Raw genomic sequence first — 20,718 nt, 5'->3', positions numbered from 1 at the left:
TTGATCGTTTACTGCCAGCGAACCAAGTTAAGCTCTGCCGGAACCGATACATTGGGGTGGAACGGAACTACACGAATGGTGTATCCCTGGTGACCAGGCTGATCGAAATTCAGTGGGCCGGAGTAAACGTAGTTCTCGCCATCCTTCTCACCAAATGCAAGATCAATCACCGAGGTATTCGTCAACTCCCGGTTGGTGCCAACTTTTCCGCTGACTGCCTGAACCCGGACTTCCGCAGGAGACAATGCTCCCAATCGAACCCTAGCCGTCACTGTGAACTCGTTCCCCATTGGGTTCGACAGAGCCGCGCTGTCCGAAACAGAGACGACCGAAACTTGTCCCCAATTGGCTTGCACCTTGTCACGCCAGGCTAATCCGTCCTTAGCTAAAGCAGATCCGTTCGCACTCACTTGAACAAAGGACTCGGAAGCAGGAACGTATGCTTGCCGCGTGTAGTCCTGGACCATGCGGTGAGTGGAAAAGAACGGCGCATGAGCCATGATCGACTCCCGGACCATTTGGAGCCAGCCTACCGGGATTCCTTTCTCAACTCGGTGGTAGAACGTTGGTGCCATCTGGTTCTCGATCACATCATAAAGCGATCTCGAATCGAGCCAATCCTGGTGACCAGAATCGCCGCCCTCGGAGCGGTTGCCAATCACAAAGCCAAGGCCAGGCTGATACCCTTCATCCCACCAACCATCAAGGATCGAGCAGTTCAAGCCACCGTTCGGAACGACTTTCATTCCACTCGTTCCCGAAGCTTCGTAGGGCCGTCGCGGGTTGTTTAGCCAGACGTCAACGCCTTGGACCAGTGCTCGCGCAACACCCATGTCGTAGTCTTCCAAGAAGACCATTCGGGACCTTGCGCCGCCATGGTTAATGAAGTTGAAAAGCTCTTGAATCAGCTTCTTTCCGGCATCATCACGAGGGTGCGACTTTCCAGAGATCACGATCTGAACTGGACGCTCGGCGTGATAGAGAATCGACTTCAGTCGATCTGGATCAGTGAGCATTAGCGAACCGCGCTTGTACGTCGCAAACCGTCGCGCAAAACCAATCGTTAGGACTCTAGGGTCTAGGATTGAACTAACATAGTCGTAATCTGGCCGGCTGCTCATATTTCGGGCGGCAAGGCTCTTGGCGAGCCGCTTTCGCACAGTTCGAATCAACGCGCCGCGCTGATCTTCCATCACCGTCCAGAGTTCTTCGTCGGGGATGTCGGCGACTCCCGCCCAGTTCGCGGGCTCGGACGGATTTCTGCGCCAATCAGTGCCGCAGAACTCATCGAACAGGCGTGCCATCCCACGCCCGATCCAAGTCATCGTGTGGATCCCGTTGGTCACGTGTCCAATTGGCACCTCTTTCTCGGGATAATCCGGCCAACGGTTGGCAAACATTCCTCGCGAGACCTCGCCATGAAGTCTTGCAACGCCGTTAACGTGGTTCGCAGTCTCCATTGCCAGCAGCGCCATATTGAAGTTCTCAGCCTGATTCAGTGGATCGAATCTTCCTAGCTTGATGAACTCAGAGAACGGGATACCGGAAGCCTCAACTGAGTTGTTCATGTACCGCCTCAGTAGTGGCTCTGGGAACACATCGAACCCGGCAGGAACCGGCGTGTGAGTGGTGAAGACGTTGCCATGCACCGTTGCTGCGCGAGCGGTTCGGAAGTCGCAACCTTGGGCCGCGATGAATTGCCTAATTCGCTCGACGGACATAAAGGCTGCGTGGCCCTCGTTCATGTGGCACACCGTTGGCTGAATACCCAGCGCCTGAAGCGCCTTCATTCCGCCGATTCCTAGGATCATCTCTTGGCGGATCCGCATTTCCTCATCGCCCGAGTAAAGCGAGTCGGTGATGTTTTGGTCGTTCTCGGCGTTCTCCAGAATGTTCGAGTCAAGCAGATACAGTGGAATCCGGCCGACTTCCGCTTTCCAAATCTGGCAAGTCACCACCCGGTCGGGAAAATCGACCGGAATTCGAATCGGCTCGTTATTGCTATCCCGCATGAGCGAGAGCGGCATTTGGTAGAAATCATATTCCGGATAAACCTCTTCCTGCCAGCCGTCTTTGTTCAGACGCTGTCGGAAGTAGCCACGGTTATAAAGCAGACCGACGGCGACGAGAGGCAAACCAAGGTCAGAGGCCGACTTAAGGTGGTCTCCGGCAAGAATTCCGAGGCCGCCGGAGTAGATTGGGAGACCCTCTGTGAGGCCGAACTCAAAGCAGAAGTAGGCAAAAGTTCCCTTTTCCTCCGGGTAAGTGGTTTCAAACCAGGTCTTCGCGGCTAGGTAGTTATCAAGCTTTGCAACACATCCTTCGACCCGATTCATGAACACCGGATCGACTTCCAGAACTGCCCAGCGCGAGGCGGGAACACGGTTCAGGAACAGGATAGCGTTGTGCTCGCACTCTTGCCAAAGATCCTTGTCGATGGATCGGAGCAAGTCGCGAATCTCGTGGTCCCACGTCCAGAGGAGGTTCGTGGCGAGTCGTTTAAGCGGCAAAAGGGGCTGAGGTAGCGCCGTTACGACCTCGAAGGCACGAGTGAACTTGGGATTCTTCATATCCTGGTAAATATTCTAGGGTATTCGCCTCCCGGAAATCAGGTTTTGAATCGTAGTTAAGGTAGAACCAATATCGATTTCATGCTTGAAACAAAGAATCTCAACGTGTTCTATGGGGCGATCAACGCGCTGAACGATGTCTCGATCACCGTTCAGCCCGGCGAAATCGTCGCCATCATCGGCTCCAACGGGGCGGGAAAGAGTACTTTGCTTCGCACCATTTCGGGGTTAATTCGCCCCCGCTCAGGTTCGGTGACATACAACGGCGAAGAGTTGACCACGTTGCAACCGCACGAGATCGTGAAGCGTGGTCTCTCGCACGCTCCAGAAGGTCGTCGCATTTTCACCAACATGACGGTTGAAGAAAATCTTCAGCTCGGCGCTTATCTACGGAAGGACAAGGCCGGAGTTGCCGCCGACATGGAGATGGTCCTTGGCCGCTTCCCAAGGCTCAAAGAACGATTTAAGCAGAACAGCGGCACGATGTCGGGCGGTGAGCAGCAAATGCTCGCTATCGGTCGCGCCTTGATGTCTCGACCGGAGATTCTGCTCCTTGACGAACCTTCGCTAGGTCTCGCGCCATTCCTGATCACGGAGATCTTCAACATCGTCAAGGACTTGAACGCTGACGGAAAAACGGTTCTCATCGTTGAGCAGAATGCGAATCGTGCATTGGAAATTGCCCATCGGGCATACGTGCTCGAAACCGGTGAACTCGTTTTGCAAGGAACGGGACAAGATTTGCTCCACGATCCTAAGGTGAAGGAAGCCTATTTGGGAGGCTAGTGAGCGCACTCGCTACCCTTCGTTTTGTTCCTTTGTCAAAAGATCTCATTGATGAGATCTTGGTCATCGAGAGTGCCACCCACTCGGCTCCCTGGAGTCGCAAGTCATTCGAGAATGAGTTAGAGCACAAGTATGGAGTGTTCCTCGTGGCGTTGGTGGAGGGCAAAGTCATCGGCTACGGCGGTACTTGGGTTCTAGTGGATGAGGCACACGTCACCAACGTCGTCGTCTCGCCCGATTTTCGCGGACAAGGGATTGGCCGTAAGCTGATGAACGAGATGCTTGTTAAGGCCCGGGAAAAGGGGGCAGTATGCGCAACTCTTGAACTTCGGAAGTCCAATGAAGTGGCCCTAAAACTGTATGAGTCGATGGGATTCATACAAGCCACTGTTCGGAAGGCGTACTATCCTGACAACCAAGAAGATGCCATTGTGATGATGATGGATGACTTGCTCGGTTGGAAGCCGTGAGCCGAATTCTGGCTATTGAGTCGTCTTGCGACGAGACTTCTGCGGCGGTTGTTAACGGTCGCCAGGTTCTCAGCAACGTCGTTGCCACTCAAATCGAGATGCACCAAAAATGGGGCGGAGTCGTACCTGAAGCCGCTGCTCGCGCCCATGTCGAAGCGATTCTCCCTGTCATTCACGAAGCTCTTGAGATCGCTACTTGCAAGGTTTCCGAATTAGATGCCATCGCCGTTACGAACCGACCTGGTCTTGTCGGAGCTCTCAGTGTCGGTGTCACCGCAGCCCAAGCGCTTGCTTTTGCCCATAAGAAGCCGCTCATCGGAGTCGATCATCTGGAAGGTCACCTTCTCGCCATGCTGGCACTTCCAAATGAAATCAAGTTCCCTTGCATCTCACTTCTTGTATCTGGCGGACATAGCGAGCTCGTCCTGATCCAAGCCATCGGACAATACGAACTGCTCGGCCAAACTCGGGACGATGCAGCGGGTGAAGCTTACGATAAAGGCGCGCGATTGCTCGGCCTCGGTTACCCCGGAGGAAAGCAGATTTCTGAGCAGGCAATCCTTGGCAACCCCAAACGCTACGACCTCCCACGAGGGCTTGCCAAAGAGCGATATGACATGAGTTTCAGCGGGCTAAAGACAGCGGTGCTTCGCCTGGCCGAGTCGAAAGGTCCCAGCATCAGCGTCCCTGATGCGGCAGCCTCGCTCCAAGCTGCAATCAACGATGTGCTTGTCAAACGCCTCCGAAACTCTATCGAAGACCACAACCCCGCGAGCATCGCCCTGTGCGGGGGAGTCGCAGCAAACCCAAATCTGAGAGCCATGGTTAAGAAACTCGGGGAACAGAATCAAATCCCCGCCTACATACCACCGCTATCGCTCTGCACCGACAATGCCGCCATGATCGGCCTTGTTGCGGCCTCCAAAGACTTTGCCATCGAGTTCAACCTTCAGGTTCATCCGAATAGTGCCCTTTTTGCATGAGTAAAATTTAAGTGTGACCCCTCGGCGAATCCTCATCTCCGGCGTCACCGGGTCTGGAAAGTCGACCCTCGCCAAGGCAGTGTCCTACCGAACTGGTCTACCTCTCATCGAGGTCGACGAGATCGCTTGGCTTCCTGGTTGGGCTGAGCCCCCGTTGGTCGAGCAAGAGGCAAGGATTGACCAACTCACCTCGCAACCAGGCTGGGTAATCGACTCCGACTATCGGCGCTTCCGAAGCATCATTGACCCACGCACCGACCTCATCGTGTGCCTTGACTACCCCAGGTGGCTTTCATTCGGCCGCCTCGTGGTCAGGTGCATCAAACGAGGCATTCTCGGCGAAAAGTGCTGCAACGGAAACAATGAGAGCATGACACGGCTCCTGACCAGCGAATCAACCATCCTCTGGCACTTCAAATCCTTCAACAGCAAGCGAAAGAGAATGCACGAATGGCAGTCCAGCCCAAACCATGAAGTCCTAGTTTTCCGGTGGCCAAAACAGGCAGAGAGTTGGCTCTCAACACTCACCCCCGCGGGTGCGCCGACAAGTACCGACTCTTAATCTCATCGTCAGCTAGCTCAGTGTAAACCTGCGTGGTGGCCACCGACTCATGTCCCAAGAGCTCTTGAACCGCCCTCAAATCCGCGCCGCCCTTCAGTAAAGACACCGCATAGGAGTGCCGCATCGTGTGAGGGCCGACATGACCAGTGACTCCGCCAGCGCGGGCGGCGGCGGCGATGATTCCGTAAACCGCCTGTCGCGAGAGGGCACTTCCTCGGGCCGAGATAAAAACCAGTCCACTAGGCTTCTTCAAGAGGCCCTTTCTTTCGTTCTCAAGCCAGTTCTGAAGGGACGTCGATGTTCCAGAAGGCATGGGCACAACGCGCATTTTCCCCCGTTTGCCAGTGACCCGCAGGACACCAGCATCCAGATCAACCTCAGAAGTTCGGAGAGTGACCACTTCTGAAACTCGAAGTCCACAGCCAAACAAGACTTCTAAGAGGCATAAGTTCCTGGGTGCTAAACGCGAATCCGTTTCGGCACCTGCCAGCACGTCGTTGACGACGGCCACTGGCAGTGCCTTTGGCAGCCGTTTGGGAACTCGAAATCCACCAGTCGAAGGCAGATCAATCTGAATCGCCACGCCGTTACGTTTCAAAAACTTCAACATCGACCGCAGCGCCGAGGCCTTCCTCTGGGCCGACCGTGCCGAGCTTTGGGAGGCTAAGTGCGAATCCCAAGCGAGCATCATTTCGTCCGTCAGGGCATCCCAAGCACTAAGCTGTGAAAAACAAGAAACTGCTTCTGTGAGGTCGCGCGAATACGCCTCCAAAGTGTGCGGCGAAGCTCCTTTTTCCACCTTCAGGTGGTCAAGGAACCACTCGACCGACTCGATCAGGGCGTTTTGCGTTTCCAAATCGTCACCCTCGGGTGGATGTACTCCATATCCTCTACCATGAGTCGGTGCCCCAGTCCGTCGTCCCACGGCCCCGGAAAAATTTCGTAAGCTTTGCCCAGTTCTTCAACGAACTCGGTGTAACGGGATGCAAAGAGCTTTTCGACATCGGTGCCTCCCTTACTGTCCGCGATTCGCTGGACCGGACCGTACTCAAACGAGCTGAAGGTGATGTACTCTGGCTTCAATTCGGTGATGAGCCGCTTATCCCAGTCGTACCGCTCCGCAGGATTCTCCGGGATGTACCGAACGATCTTTGGCGAGGACCAGCCAGCCCACATCTCCATCAGCCGCTTCGGGCCAAACATTCTGGTCATCGGTACTTCGGGATGAACCGTCGCCGACCAGAACCAGGGATCGCTCACAAGGCCAACTTCGTTCTTGTCCTTCAAAAACTTCCCGGCCAAATCGCGTGGATCAACTGCCAACATCTGTGCCGTCATCGTTCCCGAGGCGACAAACCCTGATTTATCCAGGCCACCAACCACAGCAAGTCCAAGAACGACGCCGATCCTTTTGCCAAGATCGGACTTCGCCCGCATCAGATCGATCACATATCCTAGGCCGAGCGCCAGGGCTGGAATCGTCGGGAGAATGTAGCGCATGAACTTGATCTGCCCTCCCGAAACCGCTCCGTACATCAGCACGAAGAACACCGCGCAAACGATGATGGGTGCTGACTTCAACATTGCACCTCGTGCGAAAGCATAGAGCCCGACAAGGAGACCCATCAAGCTGAATCCTAGCCAGAGATTTCCGAGGTGATACAAGAACGCCGGGGCCGTTTGGGCAAAGACAATTCCGTGCCCCTCTTTGCTGTGGTTGAGCTCAAAGGTGAAGTCTCGAATAAATACCGCATTCTCCAGCAGTGCTCCTGGGGTCGTGATTAAGAACACCACGATTGCAACAATAAGGGCAACCCCGGCTTCCAGCCATTTTCTAGACCCAGTCTCGACGGCAGATCCTTGGCCCGAAATGGATGAGCGCAAAAACACAACCGGAATCATTGCCAATGCAGCCGCGAATCCCACATACTTCGTCCCTGCACTCAGGCCAGCAAATACGCCCGCCCAAATCGCGGCGCGTCTTAACTTCTCGCCAGAATCTAGGCCGCGAATACACCAATACAGCGAGGCGACGGCAAACATTGTCGCCATGGCATCCACCGTTTGAAACCGAGAATGGACCACCAAGGCCGGAGCGACGACGCAAGCAGCCGCGGCAAACCCCGCGCCAACCGTGCTCAGAAACCGCCGCCCGATTGCAAACACCAATCCACAAGTGATCGCTCCGAACAGGCAGTTGAAAACACGAGCGACCAGATGAACCGAACCCATCCCAGCAGGGGTCAGTTGGCCCTGAGCATCAAACCCGCCAGAATAAACTCCGACGACATCGGAAACGAACCGGAGAAACGTGAAGTACAAAGTTCCGTAGTTGTAAAACCCCGGAGTGAAATCAAACTTCCCCGGCTCAATACCTTGACGGGCAATGAGCAAGTTCACCTGCTCATCCGGGTGCAAGGAAATCGCTCGAATCTCGTTGGGTAACCCCCACCCGACGCCGATCAGCCGGTACAAGAACGCGAAGAGCACGATTAGCAACAGTGGATCACGCCAGTTGATCTTGATCTTATTCATCCTTAGCGACCACCTCTCTGATTGCCTTCACCACCCACGGATCGTAGTGGAATCCCGATTGACGATCCAGAGCAACCAATGCGCGCTCCTTCCCGACATGCCGAATGAGCTGGAGATAGTCTGAGCAAGCCGACAAGATTCGGCTTTCAACCGGAGCTTCGGGTTCCAATTCAAACCGGGAATGGTGCTGCCGCACAATCGGTGCGTATTCCGCAAGAAGACGGTTCCCTTTCAAGATTCCAGCCCCACCGGCAGCGTGTCGTTCAAACGTGGATTGCTCTTCCGGCGTCCACTCAAAGTTCTTTCTCAGAAGTTGGCTGGGGACCCCGCACAAGCCAAGATCGCAGATTTGCGACGCAATCCGAACCTTTTCGCGCTGGCGAGCGGAAAGCGACATCTCCAGCGCTACCGCTGCGACCAACTGCTCAAGGGCATCTACCGAACCAGCTAGGAAGGGCGAGCGGTGTTCCACCGCGACCCCGATCCCCTTAGCCAGCCGCCGCTGGCGCGCTACCCGCAGAATCGGCAGGTGCCACGCCGTGAACCCAATCATCGCCGCACACATGAGACCTGTTACCAGCCACCCTATCACAAGACGCCCCCCTTCCCGTGCTTAAGAACGGCCTCAAACGCCTTTACAACTCGCGGATCAAACTGGGTCCCCGAGCATCGCCGCAGCTCATCGAGAGCCTTTTCGGAAGTGACCGGATCGCGGTAGAGACGCCGGTGTCCATCGGCACTCGTGCCCGTCATCGCATCGTAGGCATCCAAAACCGCAATCAGCCGACTCTCTATCGGAATCGCGCTCTTGGGCAACTGGTCAGGGTAACCACGACCATCCATTCGCTCGTGATGGTGCCGAATCCACTTCGCCAATGGCTTGTGAGCAAGGACCTCAGCCACAATCGCCTCGCCAATCCCCGGATGAGTTTTGATGACGGCGAACTCTTCATCCGTCAGCTTGGAGGGCTTCTCTAAAATTCTCTCGTCAACCGCCAACTTCCCAATATCGTGCAGCAAAGCGGCATGCACGACCTCATCCAATCGCCATTCAGGAATACCCAGCCGTCGCCCCGTTTCCCGGGCCAGGTAGCCAACCCTTCGCGAATGGCCGCCCGTATAAGGGTGAGCGTAACCGAGGAGATTTCCCAGTCCGACCAGACCCGCCGAAAACTCTTCTCCGGCCACCAGATATGCCCGCATCACCCCGAGCCAAACGGTTGCGATCAACCCAAACTGCAAACAGGCAAGTTCTGGTGAAGGAGCAACCGACATCACCCAACCCGCCACAATCCCGGCCAGTCCGCCAGCCAACCACGCTGGCAGGCCGCTCATTGCCCCGACATCCAGGGGCAATCCGCTGAAACGAGAAACGAGCATCGCCACCGCCATCCGTACAATCAGATAGGGCAACACAATCAGCCAACAAGGCTGACTAGCCAGGGCGTACGCTAGCGCGAGTCCAGCCAACTCCCCAGCGAAAAGCGCCAGAACTCGGCGAATGCCGTGCCGCGATGCGAGCGGCATGAGCAAAAACAGTCCAACCGCTAACACCGGAAGGAGCACCGGCGACACTGCAACTGCGAACGCAGCCAGCGGGACATGGATCACAAAGTTTCGCGTGGTCCAGCGACCCTGTGCAAAGACGACCACACCAAATAAACCGGCAACTACTGATGCACTGACGCCCTTGACCTGATAACCCAAAAGAGACATCAAACCCACAACCCCAACGCTCAGCACAAACTCGAGCGCGCGATCATCCTGGGTCCGTGATTGAATCTGTTGACGCATGAATCCTGTAGGATTCTAGACGATCACCAAGTGCGTTTAGCCGCCGCCTTTCTTGCCAGGCTTGGTCGTCGACTTCGTTCCGGGCTTTGCCGTGCTGGGCTTTGCGTCACCCGGTTTCGTCCAAGACTCCAGCTTCACCAAGGTCCGCCCTCTGAACCGATCTTCAAGCAAAGGCTGATAAACGCCCTTCACCTCAATGGCAAAGCTCCCGGAACTTTCGGCAGCCGCCTTTAAGAGGTGCATGGTCTTGAGGTCGAGATCGTATTTCACCTTAGCGTCAAACTTCAGGGGAACGGTCTTGAGTGATGTACTCGACTTTGACGACTTCGTTAGCTGCCGGGCGAACTCTGCCATGTCGGTATCAAGTTTCACAACTGCCTCAATCCGGTGAATCTCCTTCCCTTCGGTGCTCTTAGTGATCCCCTTATAGGTGTAGGTGTAGTCCAACCTTTGGACACCCATCTTGTCCCCTTGGCCCTTCAGTTTTTGCGGCGTCGCAGAGACCGTTCGTTGCCACGTGTCGCCGACTTTGATCTCTTCAAAGGGCATCCGTGGAGATATATCAAGAGACGTATCGAATCCTCCAATGAAGAAGGCCAGTCGCTGAACCTCACCGACAAAGGAGAATAGAAGTCCGACCGCGGTTCCGTCCGCCTCCGAGCCCTGGATTCCTTTTGATCGCAACCACTGCACACCGTCATTCTTCTTCGGAGCATCCGCCTTCTTCGGAGTAAGGTCCTTCATCTCAAGAACCTCATTCACGGGGCTTACGTCCATTTGAAGCTTCCAATCCAGCTTTTGCGTCGTCGTCTTCGCGGCAGCTTCAGCGGTATCGCCCAGAGTGACTAACATGGTCGGGCGGGTGTATAGGAGTTCCGCAATCCCGTCGGCTTTCACTTTCTGAACATCCAGCGTGTGGCGATACGAATATGACTCGTCGTGAGGAATAAACGTTTGCAGGTCGCCGCTTCTTTGCTCGTCGGTGATCTCGGCCTTTGTAACGTAGACCAGTTTTTCTCCGGCAACGAACTTGCGCCCGAGTTCAATCATTCCGTCTTGGCGCCCAGAGGACGCCAAAAGAAGCGCGATAGCGGTAATAGCCATGCTACATTATTACTTCAAGACTTGCTTTGCGATGACCAGCCGTTGAATTTCTGAGCAACCTTCACCAATTTCCGTCAATTTAGCATCGCGCCAAAGCTTTTCTACCAAGAACTCTCTGGTCATTCCGCGTCCGCCGTGAACCTGAATCGCCCGGTTGGTCACTCGGTTTGCAGCTTCCGAAGCGTACAGCTTCGCGTACGAACTTTCCAGAACGACAGGAAGGCCCTTGTCCATGTTGGTCGCTCCCTTGTGGAGCAACAGGCGAGCCGCCTCGACTTCCATCGCGGAATCCGCAATCATGTTCTGGACGGACTGCATGTCACAGAGCCGGCGGTTAAACTGTTCGCGACCTTTAGAGTATTCGAGCATGAGTTCATACGCCTTCTCAGCGATTCCCACAGCCATGCCTGCGATTCCAAGTCGCCCTCTGTAGAGCAAACCAATTGCCTGCTCGAACGTACATGGTGTGTGCCAGCCGATCGCGTCATTCAGTGCGAATTGAACCGTGTTGGATGCCGAAACGCCAACCGTGTGGATTCGCTTTTCCAGCTTGAATCCGGGCTGGTTGGTTTCCATCAAGAACGCTGAAAGCTCAGTGTCGCTTGTTCTTGCAATAAGAACGATCAGGTCTGCTTTGCCACCATTGGTGATGAACATTTTCCGGCCGTTGATCTTGTAAATGCCTGCTTGATCGGTTGGCTCAGCCTTGGTTCGCACTCGGCGAGCGTCTGAACCTGCATCCGGTTCTGTCAGTCCCCAAGCCAATTTGATCTCACCCTTTAGAATGCCAGGGAGATACTTTTCGCACTGCTCAGGAGTTGAAAAGTGGTCGAAGTGAGCAACGCAGAGCGCGTTAACAGCGGCAACGTTCATCGAAAGTGCGGGGTCGCCTTTGGCAAGTTCGCGACAAGCCTCGACATAAGCCATCGTCGAACATCCGGTTCCGCCCTTCTCTCTCGGAAGCGTCATCCCCAAGAGGCCGATGGCACCCATCTTGGTCCAAATTTCGTCTGGGAAAGCAGTTGCTTCTTCCCAAGCTCGGGTGTTGGGCAGAACTTCCTCCGCAACGAATTTTTTAACGGTTTCGAGAAAGGCAAAGTCTTCGGATTCTAGGTTCAAAAACATCTCTGGTATAAGTCCTCGTTGATCTACGTCGCCTGTAACAACATTGTAAGCAAGCATCCTATTGTGGCGTATTCCCTCAAGTTGGCAGTTTCCTATTTATACGAATTTCATTTCGTGAAAAGCCTGAACAACGAGATACATCAGTCAATGCTGATGTATATTCTAAGAAGGAACCGAATGAGCATTTTTGACGAAATCTCCGAGCAATCCCGGCGTGCGATCCTGATGAACTTGATGGATGGCTCTAGGAGCGTCAACGAACTCGTCGAATCCACCGGTCTTCGCCAACCGAACGTCAGTAATCACCTGGCACGCTTGAGAGCGAAAGGGATTGTTTCAGCAAATCGGATTGGAAGACACATTTACTATTCGATCGCTCGGGCCGAAGTTGAGGACGCGCTCAATGCCATCATCCGAACGACAACGGATGGTAACGATGGAGCAAGCATTTTGGATCTCGTCGTTCCATTTGCCCGAGCGGCGTGTCGAGGCGACGAACGCGAGTGCAATCGAATCGTCGATCAAGCTCTCAGAACAAGCCGAGATCTCATTACTCTCTATACACAACTTCTAGGCGCGTCGATGACGACCATTGGCGCTTGGTATATGTCGGGAGCCATCGACGAAGCCCAGGAGCACATGACGAGTTCGATCACCGAAAGGCAGATGACTCGGATCATGAACTATCTTGGTTCGCCGGCACCGGGGGCAAAGGTCGCCGTCATCGGTGCTGCCCCGCAGAATCACCACACGATTGGGTTGCGAATGCTCTCCGACTACCTCACTAGTCAGAACTGGTCCGTTAGGTTCCTTGGGGCAAATGTTCCCATTCCAAGCTTTATTCGAGAAGTATCCGATTCGCGCCCAGACCTAGTCTTGGTATCTTGCTCCCACGACGAAGGTGCGGAATGGACGCTCCGAATGATCCGAGAACTCGTCTCGTTGAGGTCTGGAGCGGAAGTGCCAAAGATTGGCGTCGGTGGAGGAATCGTTAACCGCGATCCGAAGCGGTTCTTAGAAGAGGGCGCAGACTTCCTCGCGACTTCTCTAGAGCAGTTTGCTGACGCGGTATTGCAGAAAGTGCTCGACCCAGCCTAACTCAATGTTGGACGAGTCATCTCCCAGAAAAGACGGGTGAGGAACCATAACGTGCAAACAAACTCAGGACGAGATTTGGGTACGGGGACAACTTTCGCAAACCAAAGCGATGCAGCCAAGGTCAACAAGAGGGTGAGCCCGAAATCTAGAAGCCGCCAGTCACCATTGAGGACGCCGCTATGGTAGGGATACAGAGAGACTAAAAGCCTTCGCACCGCATAGCTGAGAATCCAGATTGCATAGCCGACCACGGCTCTCCAGTCATCAGAAGGAGCGGGCATCAGGCAATTGTTGATCTCGGTTGCCAGCCACTTCATTAAATGGTTGACGATTTCCGATAAACTCGGTTCAATGAAGGAGCATCTTCTCGAATTCTTTGGTTACGACTTCTGGGCGAACTCGCGTTGGATTGAGTATCTGGCGAGCCGAGATTCTTCCGCGGAAGAGTTGGAACAGATGGCCCACCTCCTCGGCTCTCAGAGGATGTGGATCACGCGGGTCTGTGGGGTTTCTCCCACTGAGTTCGTACTGCCCGAGCCAACGCTCGAAACTCTACAAGACCTCAACCAGCGTTGGAAGCAAGCCCTTGAGTCGCGTGAACTCAACGAAGTGATCGATTACCAACGAACGACCGGCGAAGCCCTGTCGCTTACCGTCAAGCAAATTGCTTCGCACGTGATCAACCATGGTACCTACCATCGAGGTGTCCTCCGAGGAATCGCTCTGAATCAAGACCGTTGGGACTTTCCTGACACAGACCTCGCTGGGTTCTACACGGGAATCGTCTAGTTTTCAATTGCCTGGAGCCATCGGCCCAGGGGAAATGTTAAGGGAAAACCAGCAATTGCAACCCTAGGCATTTGTCCTCAGTAAGTGATATTGTGGATGCAAGGATGACAATGGTCAGTGCCGATCAGCAAGGCCCTTGCACTTAACTATGCAAATCGCACAATTTGACGCAAACGGAATCAACCCGCTGTGGTTTACAGCACTGATTCCCCTTCTCTGCATCGTGTTCTTCAAGCCTATCCTACGGCTCTTCCTTGGAATGGTGATCGTTCCAGAAGATCGAATTGGGCTCGTCACCAAGAAGTTTGTCCTCATCGGCGCCAACAAGGAGCTTCCCGATGGACGCATCCTCGCCACTAAAGGCGAAGCCGGTATACAGGCCGACACCCTGGCGCCTGGGCTGTACTGGGGAATGTGGCCGTGGCAATACTCGGTCACCATGGACCCCTTCACAGTCGTTCCCGAAGGCAAGATCGGAATCGTTCTCGCAAACGACGGTCATCCATTGCCGACCGGTCACCTTCTGGGTCGAAAGGTCGAAAGCGATAACTTCCAAAACGCGCAGGCGTTCCTTGAAAACGGTGGTCAGAAAGGTCGCCAGACCAGAATTCTAACCTCCGGTACCTATCGTATCAACAAGCTCGCCTTCGTCGTCAGCATTGCCGACACAACCATGATCAACGAGAACATGGTCGGAATCGTCACGAGCCTTGACGGTGAGCCCATTCGGCAAGGACAGATCGCTGGTGAACTGATCTACAACCACAACAACTTCCAGGACGTGGATACGTTCCTGGCCAATGGCGGAAACCGTGGTCTTCAACCGCAGGTCATCCTCGCCGGAAACTACTTCATCAATCCTTGGGCTTTTCAAATTGAAGAGATCCCGATGACCGACGTCCCAATCGGACACGTTGGAGTTGTGATCAGCTATATCGGTGAAGATGGAACCGACGTAACCGGCGAGACTTTCCGCCACGGAAACATCGTCAACAAGGGCTTCCGCGGCGTCTGGTTCGAGCCACTCGGCCCAGGTAAGTACCCGATCAACAAATACACGATGAAGGTCGAACTTGTCCCGACCACCAATCTAGTCCTAAACTGGGCGACAGCTCGGTCGGAGTCACACAACCTCGACAAGAACCTCTCGACTATAACGGTTCGCTCGAAAGACGGCTTCCCGTTCAACTTGGATGTCTCGCAGATCATCCACATCCCCGCCACCGAGGCCCCCAAGGTAATCGCGCGGTTCGGATCGATGAACAACCTGGTCAGCCAGGTTCTGGAGCCTACTATCGGAAACTACTTCCGAAACTCGGCGCAGGATAGCGACGTGATCAGCTTCCTCTCGACCCGTAAGGAGCGACAAGCAGCGGCAAAGGATCATATCCAGGTCGTTCTCGAAGAGTACAACGTCAACGCGGTTGATACCCTTATCGGAGACATCGTTCCACCCGAGGCCCTGATGAAGACCCTGACCGACCGAAAAATCGCGCAGGAAGAGGAAAAGACCTACGAAACCCAACGAATGGCGCAAGAGAAGCGCCAGGGTATGGAGAAAGAGACCGCAATCGCGGATATGCAGCGCGAAATTGTTAAGGCTTCCCAGAGCGTCGAGATCGCCCAGCGAACCGCCGACGCGACGGTCAAAAAGGCCGAGGGTGACGCCGCTTCCCTGAAGCTCGCCGTCAACGCCGAAGCCGAGGCGACCAAGATGAGGGCCAATGCCGAAGCCGAAGCGACCCGCGCTCGCGGTATCGCTCAAGCCGACTACACCAAGGTCAACGCCTCGGCCGAGGCAGAAAAAATCAGTAAGACTGGTCTTGCCGAAGCCGAGAAGATCGAGGCAATCGGTCGATCAACCGCTGAGTCCTACCAACTCCAGGTGAGCGCAATGGGCGGCGAAAACTTCGCCAAACTCAAGATCACCGAAGAGATCGCCAAAGGCCACATCAAGATCATCCCTGACTTGATCATCAATGGCGGCGGGGACGGCTCGGAGGGCTCGCTTAATGGCCTCATGGGCTTGCAGCTCCTCTCGATGCTTCAAGATCGAAACGTGAAAACGACCGTCACCGAGAAGACTCCGAGGGAGTCACCCAAAGCAGAGAAATAACCTCCAAAACGGCTCCTTGCGAAAGCAAGGGGCCGCTTCAGCGTGTCAATGATTCGAATTGGGATTTGAGCAGAACCGCCTGCCCGCCGTGATACGAGTCGTGATCGATGAGGTGGTTGTAGACCCACTGTGCCGAGCGCGACGTCTCCCCTCGCTTGACCTTCGTCTCCGGAGACACGTTCTCAAACACTAGGAGGCACCTTTCACGATTCAAGCGCATTTGCTCGTAGTACCACTCCAGAGACTCCGAGGGAGGCGACGGGCACTTGCCGTTAAAATCGAAAAATCGAGCAAGACCTAATGCCGCAACCGTCTGCGGCTCCATTTCTCCACCCGCAACAAATTTCTCGCACCACCAAGCTTCCCAGGCAATGATGTGCAGAAAAATTCCACCGATTGAGTGCATCCCTTTTTCGGGTTGCCAGACAATTTGCTCTTCCGACACGTCTCCCAAAAACTTCTTCCATTCCCTTGTCCCCTGATCTAATGTTTTTCGAAGAATATCGAAAGTCGCCGACCTTCCCATCGCTACCAAATACAAACACTTAGATTCAAAAAGTTCCCGTCACAGCGTATGCTAGGCAGAATGACGACCAATCGACTCGAGGCTTTTAGCGACGGAGTGATCGCCATCATCATCACCATCATGGTGCTGGAATTCAAAGTTCCACACGGAAACTCGTTAGCCGATCTCATTCCACTTAAAGCAGTTTTTCTCAGTTATGTTCTCTGCTTTGCGATGCTCGGCATCTATTGGAACAATCACCATCACCTTCTCCAAACCACTCGGTTTGTAAATGGAAGCGTCATGTGGGCAAACCTTCATCTCCTGTTCTGGCTCTCGCTGGTCCCCTTCTGCAACTCTTGGATGGGCGCAACATCTTTTGCGGCGCTCCCAACTTTCTCGTTCGGATTGGTGCTGTTTCTTTCTGCTATTGCGTACACCATCCTGGAAAAGGCGATCATTCGCTACGAAAAAGAGTGTGGCGTTTTGGCGGAAGCAATTGGGGAAGCGCGAAAGGAGAAGCTCTCTCTTCTGATCTACTTCATCGCTCTACCCATGGCGTGGATATTCACGCCGGTGTCGGTGGCATGCTACTTCCTAGTTGCGCTCATATGGATCGTTCCGGACAAGCGGATGGAAGCTCTGATGGAGCAACAGGAGCGCGAAGAATATGCTCGAAATAAGGCCGAACTGTGAACGATGTGATCGCGATTTGCCACCCGAGTCACAAGAGGCAATGATCTGTTCGTTCGAGTGCACCTTTTGCTCCGAGTGCGTCTCCGGCCCGCTCGAAGGAATCTGCCCAAATTGCGGCGGGGAGTTCGTCAGACGTCCGATAAGGCCAGCGGCCGAACTAGAAAAGCATCCTGCCTCAACGATTCGAGTGCTCAAGCGATGAAACCGTACGTCCCGCGACCAATTACCTTTCTTGGAGTCGAATCGCTCGGCGACTGGCGAATCAAGTTGTACTCGCTTCGAGCCGCCGTGAGCAGCTTTGAACCTCGCTCAATGGTTGCATCTGCTTTGCCGATCCTCGATGAACACCTACATGCAAACCGGGGGCCCTTCATCGTCGCTGGAACCGACTGGAACAGTTTGGAAAACTACGGAATGGGTTTTGCAATGATCCACGTTGGTGCCGACGCCGTGTTTCTACTCTGCGACTATTGGGTCGGAGAAAACATGCTGAACCACAGGGTCTGGGTCTCTGCACACGGCGAAGAACCGCGCTGGCAGTCAATTGATGCTACCGGCACCAGCGTCTGTGTCTGGGAGCTCGCCGTTCAAGCCCACGAGCGTGAGGCATGGATCAAACATGTTTACAACCCACGATCTCAGTCGAACTTTGATGCCTATTTAGAGGATACGCTGACGGCAACTCTCTGATCAGTGATCGACTCAAGTAATCTGTAAGTCGCCGCCAAGCATGAACTCCGTCGAACTCATCACATCAAACCTCCTCTCGCCCATGGTTCTGGCGTTTGTCCTTGGGTTTGTGGCGGTTCTGTTGAAGAGCGATCTTGATCTCCCGCAAGGGCTGTACACATCTCTCTCGATCTACCTTCTCTTTGCAATTGGACTCAAGGGCGGAGTAGCGCTATCTAAATGCACCATCGCCGAGCTGTGGAAGCCGGTCCTCGCAACGTGTTTTCTCAGCCTTCTGACCCCTTGGTTAGCCTACATGGCGGCCAGGAAGCTAGGCAAGATCGATCGCGTCAATGCTTCTGCATTGGCCGCCCACTACGGCTCGGTATCCGCGGTGACCTTCATTGCCGCCACCCAGTTTGCAGTTACGAACAATCTCCCAGCCGAAGGGTTCATGCCTGCCCTGGTTGCGGTCCTCGAAGTCCCGGCGATTCTCTTCGCGCTCTATCTGGTCGTCCGGAAGCAGTCCGACAGCAACCTCGGGCCGCTGGTCCATGAGCTTCTCACCGGGCGCGCCCTCATCCTTCTCATTGGCGGCATCGCCATCGGTCTGATCAGCGGAGCTAAGGGCTACGAGCAGATTTCCCCCCTCTTCGGAGATCTGTTCAAAGGAGCCCTCACGATCTTCCTCCTCGAAATGGGATTAGTCGCTGGCGAACGAGCCAAGGCCCTCAAAAGCCGATCTCTGTTCTTGATCGTTTTTGGAACCACGATTCCGCTGCTCAACGGCTGCCTCGGTGTAGTCATCGGGCATATGGCTGGTTTATCGCCGGGCGGAGCCGGAGTGCTCGGTGCGATGGCGGCAAGCGCGTCCTACATCGCAGCTCCTGCGGCGGTTCGGATCGCCTTACCCGATGCCGACCCCGGCCTCTACCTCACCGGGGCAATCGTCGTGACCTTCCCCTTCAACCTCGTGATTGGCATCCCTCTCTACGCCCACCTTGCCCAAATGTGGAGCTAGCGCGCGGCTTCGAATGCTACTTCAAGCGGCCCGACTTCGAGCTTAATCATCTGCTGCATTGCCCCCATGACCGCTTCAACCTGCGCCGGAGTGCCTATGGAAAGTAGCTCCATAAATCTACGCGGGATCACCTGCCACGTAAGGCCGAATCTGTCGGTGATCCATCCACAAGCCATCGTCGTTCCTCCGTCCAGCATCGCCTCCCAAACGCGGTCAACTTCGGCTTGATCCTCGCAGTCGAGTTGGAACGAAAACGCGGGAGTCAGACGGAACTCCGTCGGGTAGTTCATAAAGTTAATCGACTGCCCTTGTACTATCAACGTGACCATAAGGGGAATACCCTCGAGTCCGGGCATCGCTATGACGAAGTTCGAGCCCGGAAGGAGAGACGTGTAAAACTTGCAGGCTTCTTCGGCGGTACCGTTCAGCCAGATGAAAGGGGTGAGCTTTTGCATTGGAGGGTTTTACCCTCCAATGTGTTTACTTCTTCCGCCGCCGTCGAGCCAAGGCTCCAAGGCCAACCGCAAGGCCGATCATCGTCGCAGGTTCAGGAACCGGAGCTAGACCGGTACCAGACAGGAAGTAGCCACCCATGTTGAAGTAGCGCGAGTTGGGTTCGTAAGGCGAGATGTAGTCGCCATAGCTGGCTACCTGCGCATAGTACTCGCCAAAGGCAAGGTTTCCGCTCCATGTCCGTTTTAGAGTTGTTGCATCTTCAATAGCAGTTCCGACCAGTGCGCCAGTGGAACTGAAAATCCTAAGAACTGACCGCATCGTCGCACCGGGATCTGCAACTCCGTTTTGCAGGAAGGAGGTTCCGTCATTAGCGGTCAAACTCACGGCGCCACCGAGGGAGCCGAACTTAAACCAGTCAGTCGTATAGCTGGCTTCACCGACAGCGCTGTACCCTGTCGATGCTTTGGGCATGATCCATCCTTTCGAAAGCGCAGTATTAACGGTACCGTCCGAGTTAACAGGCATGATCGAGGCCGTTCCCATTGTATGACCCCATCCGCTGTCGAGGGGTGCACCCATATTCAGCTGGCTCATGAGAACCGCCACATCATTTGCATTTGTTGTCGTACCGGATGTCGCTCCTTGACGCCAAGTTCCTCGCTGGGAAACGTAGCTGGTCCCCATAAGCGGAGCGTAGCTACCGTTGCCTGTTGCACCATTGTTGTTACTATAGGCAGCTCCGTTCGATTCATCTTTCTGGTGGCTCAACCCTAAGTGGTGACCAATCTCGTGGGCGCAAGCAGCAGTACAACTCTGCGGTGAAGTTCCCGAGCCACCAGCAGGAAATGTCCAGTTCGTCCGCTGACCGCTGGTTAATGTTGCTGACTTCGCCACTCCAACATAAGAAACGCCGCCCGCCGCGCCGTACCAAGCGTTGGATCCACCGATCATTGCATGGGTCATGTACTGCTTATTGTCATACCAGGTCTGTCGTTGGGCGTCTGTCAAGCCCGTCGGAGCAGGATCGACGGTCGTCACGTTGATGTTCATGCCGATGTACTTCTGGCTTGTTCGAGCCCAGATTTCACGGATGTTGTTGATCTCACCTGTTGTAAACGTTGTTGCGTCTGCATCTGTGGTGTATGCAGGCACATTCCCAGGCGTCTTTCCTGCCCAAGTTCCGTTGTAATTGAACCCAGTGAAATTGAGAAATACCGTGTATCTTGCACCCGGATTGCTATTGAGTGCTGGTGCAACGGGCCGCTGAGCCATCGCGGCAGTCGACAATAAAAGTACTCCAAAAACGAGCTGAATCGCCTTTATCCCTAGTTTCACATCTCTCCCATCGGAACTGCATCGCAGTGCGACTTAAAAAATCTACACCACTTTGTTAGGGTTCCTCGGGGACAACCTCGACTATGGGTCTATCGCCTCATACT

22 protein-coding genes are annotated in these 20,718 nt (G+C 54.6%); 11 read left to right on the top strand and 11 right to left on the bottom strand.

What is annotated here, in order from left to right; genetic code table 11:
- Positions 1 to 8 precede the first annotated feature (8 nt).
- Positions 9 to 2,570, bottom strand: coding sequence for an alpha-glucan family phosphorylase (gene glgP, locus WCK51_14700; GenBank protein ID MEI7578137.1), 2,562 nt, complete (start codon positions 2,568 to 2,570; stop codon positions 9 to 11).
- Positions 2,571 to 2,651: 81 nt separating this feature from the next.
- Between glgP and WCK51_14695 the strand changes: the two genes are divergently transcribed.
- From WCK51_14695 to WCK51_14680, 4 genes are read left to right on the top strand one after another with little or no spacing between them, the layout of a single operon-like run.
- Positions 2,652 to 3,356, top strand: coding sequence for an ABC transporter ATP-binding protein (locus WCK51_14695; GenBank protein ID MEI7578136.1), 705 nt, complete (start codon positions 2,652 to 2,654; stop codon positions 3,354 to 3,356).
- A complete protein-coding gene (rimI, locus tag WCK51_14690) occupies positions 3,356 to 3,826 on the top strand; it encodes a ribosomal protein S18-alanine N-acetyltransferase (GenBank protein ID MEI7578135.1) in 471 nt (156 codons plus the stop codon). Before WCK51_14695 ends, rimI begins: the two co-directional genes overlap by 1 nt.
- Positions 3,823 to 4,809: a tRNA (adenosine(37)-N6)-threonylcarbamoyltransferase complex transferase subunit TsaD gene (tsaD, locus tag WCK51_14685; GenBank protein ID MEI7578134.1), complete on the top strand. Its 987-nt coding sequence runs from the start codon at positions 3,823 to 3,825 to the stop codon at positions 4,807 to 4,809. Before rimI ends, tsaD begins: the two co-directional genes overlap by 4 nt.
- A 13-nt stretch (positions 4,810 to 4,822) precedes the next feature.
- On the top strand, positions 4,823 to 5,371 hold the full coding sequence (locus tag WCK51_14680; GenBank protein ID MEI7578133.1) for an adenylate kinase: 549 nt from the start codon (positions 4,823 to 4,825) through the stop codon (positions 5,369 to 5,371).
- Here WCK51_14680 and WCK51_14675 read toward each other — a convergent pair.
- The 6 genes from WCK51_14675 to WCK51_14650 are packed head-to-tail and all read right to left on the bottom strand — an operon-like array spanning position 5,334 to position 11,986.
- A complete protein-coding gene (locus WCK51_14675) occupies positions 5,334 to 6,227 on the bottom strand; it encodes a tyrosine-type recombinase/integrase (GenBank protein MEI7578132.1) in 894 nt (297 codons plus the stop codon). The genes WCK51_14680 and WCK51_14675 overlap by 38 nt on opposite strands.
- Complete coding sequence (locus WCK51_14670; GenBank protein MEI7578131.1) at positions 6,206 to 7,906, bottom strand: glycosyltransferase family 39 protein; 1,701 nt, start codon at positions 7,904 to 7,906, stop codon at positions 6,206 to 6,208. The genes WCK51_14675 and WCK51_14670 overlap by 22 nt, the downstream gene beginning before the upstream one ends.
- A complete protein-coding gene (locus WCK51_14665; protein MEI7578130.1) occupies positions 7,899 to 8,498 on the bottom strand; it encodes an HD domain-containing phosphohydrolase in 600 nt (199 codons plus the stop codon). The genes WCK51_14670 and WCK51_14665 overlap by 8 nt, the downstream gene beginning before the upstream one ends.
- Positions 8,495 to 9,700 (bottom strand): HD-GYP domain-containing protein, encoded by a 1,206-nt coding sequence (locus WCK51_14660; protein MEI7578129.1) that lies wholly within the window; start codon positions 9,698 to 9,700, stop codon positions 8,495 to 8,497. The genes WCK51_14665 and WCK51_14660 overlap by 4 nt, the downstream gene beginning before the upstream one ends.
- Positions 9,701 to 9,736: 36 nt before the next feature.
- Positions 9,737 to 10,804 carry a hypothetical protein gene (locus tag WCK51_14655; GenBank protein MEI7578128.1) on the bottom strand — a complete coding sequence of 356 codons (1,068 nt, stop codon included), beginning with the start codon at positions 10,802 to 10,804 and terminating at the stop codon, positions 9,737 to 9,739.
- A gap of 9 nt (positions 10,805 to 10,813) precedes the next feature.
- Positions 10,814 to 11,986: an acyl-CoA dehydrogenase family protein gene (locus tag WCK51_14650; protein MEI7578127.1), complete on the bottom strand. Its 1,173-nt coding sequence runs from the start codon at positions 11,984 to 11,986 to the stop codon at positions 10,814 to 10,816.
- Positions 11,987 to 12,106: 120 nt separating this feature from the next.
- Here WCK51_14650 and WCK51_14645 point away from each other — a divergent pair, with 120 nt between their 5' ends.
- Positions 12,107 to 13,027, top strand: a complete 921-nt coding sequence (locus tag WCK51_14645) for a metalloregulator ArsR/SmtB family transcription factor (protein MEI7578126.1) — start codon at positions 12,107 to 12,109, stop codon at positions 13,025 to 13,027.
- On the opposite strand, the gene WCK51_14640 is transcribed toward WCK51_14645, so the two are convergent.
- Complete coding sequence (locus WCK51_14640) at positions 13,024 to 13,344, bottom strand: hypothetical protein (GenBank protein ID MEI7578125.1); 321 nt, start codon at positions 13,342 to 13,344, stop codon at positions 13,024 to 13,026. The two genes, WCK51_14645 and WCK51_14640, sit on opposite strands and share 4 nt — an antisense overlap.
- Positions 13,345 to 13,378: 34 nt before the next feature.
- On the opposite strand from WCK51_14640, the gene WCK51_14635 reads away from it, so the two are divergent.
- Positions 13,379 to 13,816, top strand: a complete 438-nt coding sequence (locus WCK51_14635) for a DinB family protein (protein ID MEI7578124.1) — start codon at positions 13,379 to 13,381, stop codon at positions 13,814 to 13,816.
- A gap of 148 nt (positions 13,817 to 13,964) precedes the next feature.
- On the top strand, positions 13,965 to 15,932 hold the full coding sequence (locus WCK51_14630) for an SPFH domain-containing protein (GenBank protein ID MEI7578123.1): 1,968 nt from the start codon (positions 13,965 to 13,967) through the stop codon (positions 15,930 to 15,932).
- A 37-nt stretch (positions 15,933 to 15,969) separates the two neighbouring features.
- Here WCK51_14630 and WCK51_14625 read toward each other — a convergent pair whose 3' ends face one another.
- On the bottom strand, positions 15,970 to 16,458 hold the full coding sequence (locus WCK51_14625) for a DinB family protein (protein ID MEI7578122.1): 489 nt from the start codon (positions 16,456 to 16,458) through the stop codon (positions 15,970 to 15,972).
- Positions 16,459 to 16,518: 60 nt separating this feature from the next.
- Here WCK51_14625 and WCK51_14620 point away from each other — a divergent pair, with 60 nt between their 5' ends.
- Genes WCK51_14620 through WCK51_14605 form a run of 4 tightly spaced genes read left to right on the top strand, consistent with a single transcriptional unit; the run spans position 16,519 to position 18,823 of the window.
- Positions 16,519 to 17,133: a TMEM175 family protein gene (locus WCK51_14620; protein MEI7578121.1), complete on the top strand. Its 615-nt coding sequence runs from the start codon at positions 16,519 to 16,521 to the stop codon at positions 17,131 to 17,133.
- Positions 17,108 to 17,335, top strand: a complete 228-nt coding sequence (locus WCK51_14615; GenBank protein ID MEI7578120.1) for a DUF1272 domain-containing protein — start codon at positions 17,108 to 17,110, stop codon at positions 17,333 to 17,335. Before WCK51_14620 ends, WCK51_14615 begins: the two co-directional genes overlap by 26 nt.
- Complete coding sequence (locus WCK51_14610; protein ID MEI7578119.1) at positions 17,332 to 17,823, top strand: hypothetical protein; 492 nt, start codon at positions 17,332 to 17,334, stop codon at positions 17,821 to 17,823. Before WCK51_14615 ends, WCK51_14610 begins: the two co-directional genes overlap by 4 nt.
- Positions 17,824 to 17,863: 40 nt before the next feature.
- The gene (locus WCK51_14605) at positions 17,864 to 18,823 is read left to right on the top strand and encodes a sodium-dependent bicarbonate transport family permease (protein ID MEI7578118.1); all 960 of its coding nucleotides are present in this window, start codon (positions 17,864 to 17,866) and stop codon (positions 18,821 to 18,823) included.
- On the opposite strand, the gene WCK51_14600 is transcribed toward WCK51_14605, so the two are convergent.
- Both WCK51_14600 and WCK51_14595 read right to left on the bottom strand, forming a co-directional pair.
- Positions 18,820 to 19,278 (bottom strand): VOC family protein, encoded by a 459-nt coding sequence (locus WCK51_14600; protein MEI7578117.1) that lies wholly within the window; start codon positions 19,276 to 19,278, stop codon positions 18,820 to 18,822. The two genes, WCK51_14605 and WCK51_14600, sit on opposite strands and share 4 nt — an antisense overlap.
- Before the next feature lie 25 nt (positions 19,279 to 19,303).
- Positions 19,304 to 20,614, bottom strand: a complete 1,311-nt coding sequence (locus tag WCK51_14595; protein ID MEI7578116.1) for a reprolysin-like metallopeptidase — start codon at positions 20,612 to 20,614, stop codon at positions 19,304 to 19,306.
- Positions 20,615 to 20,718: the final 104 nt, after the last annotated feature.

It is taken from the genome of Armatimonadota bacterium, from assembly GCA_037138755.1.
Classification (GTDB): Bacteria; Armatimonadota; Fimbriimonadia; order Fimbriimonadales; family Fimbriimonadaceae; genus Fimbriimonas.
The sequence above is the reverse complement of the archived record's forward strand: the minus strand, read 5'-3'. Positions and strand labels throughout refer to the sequence as shown.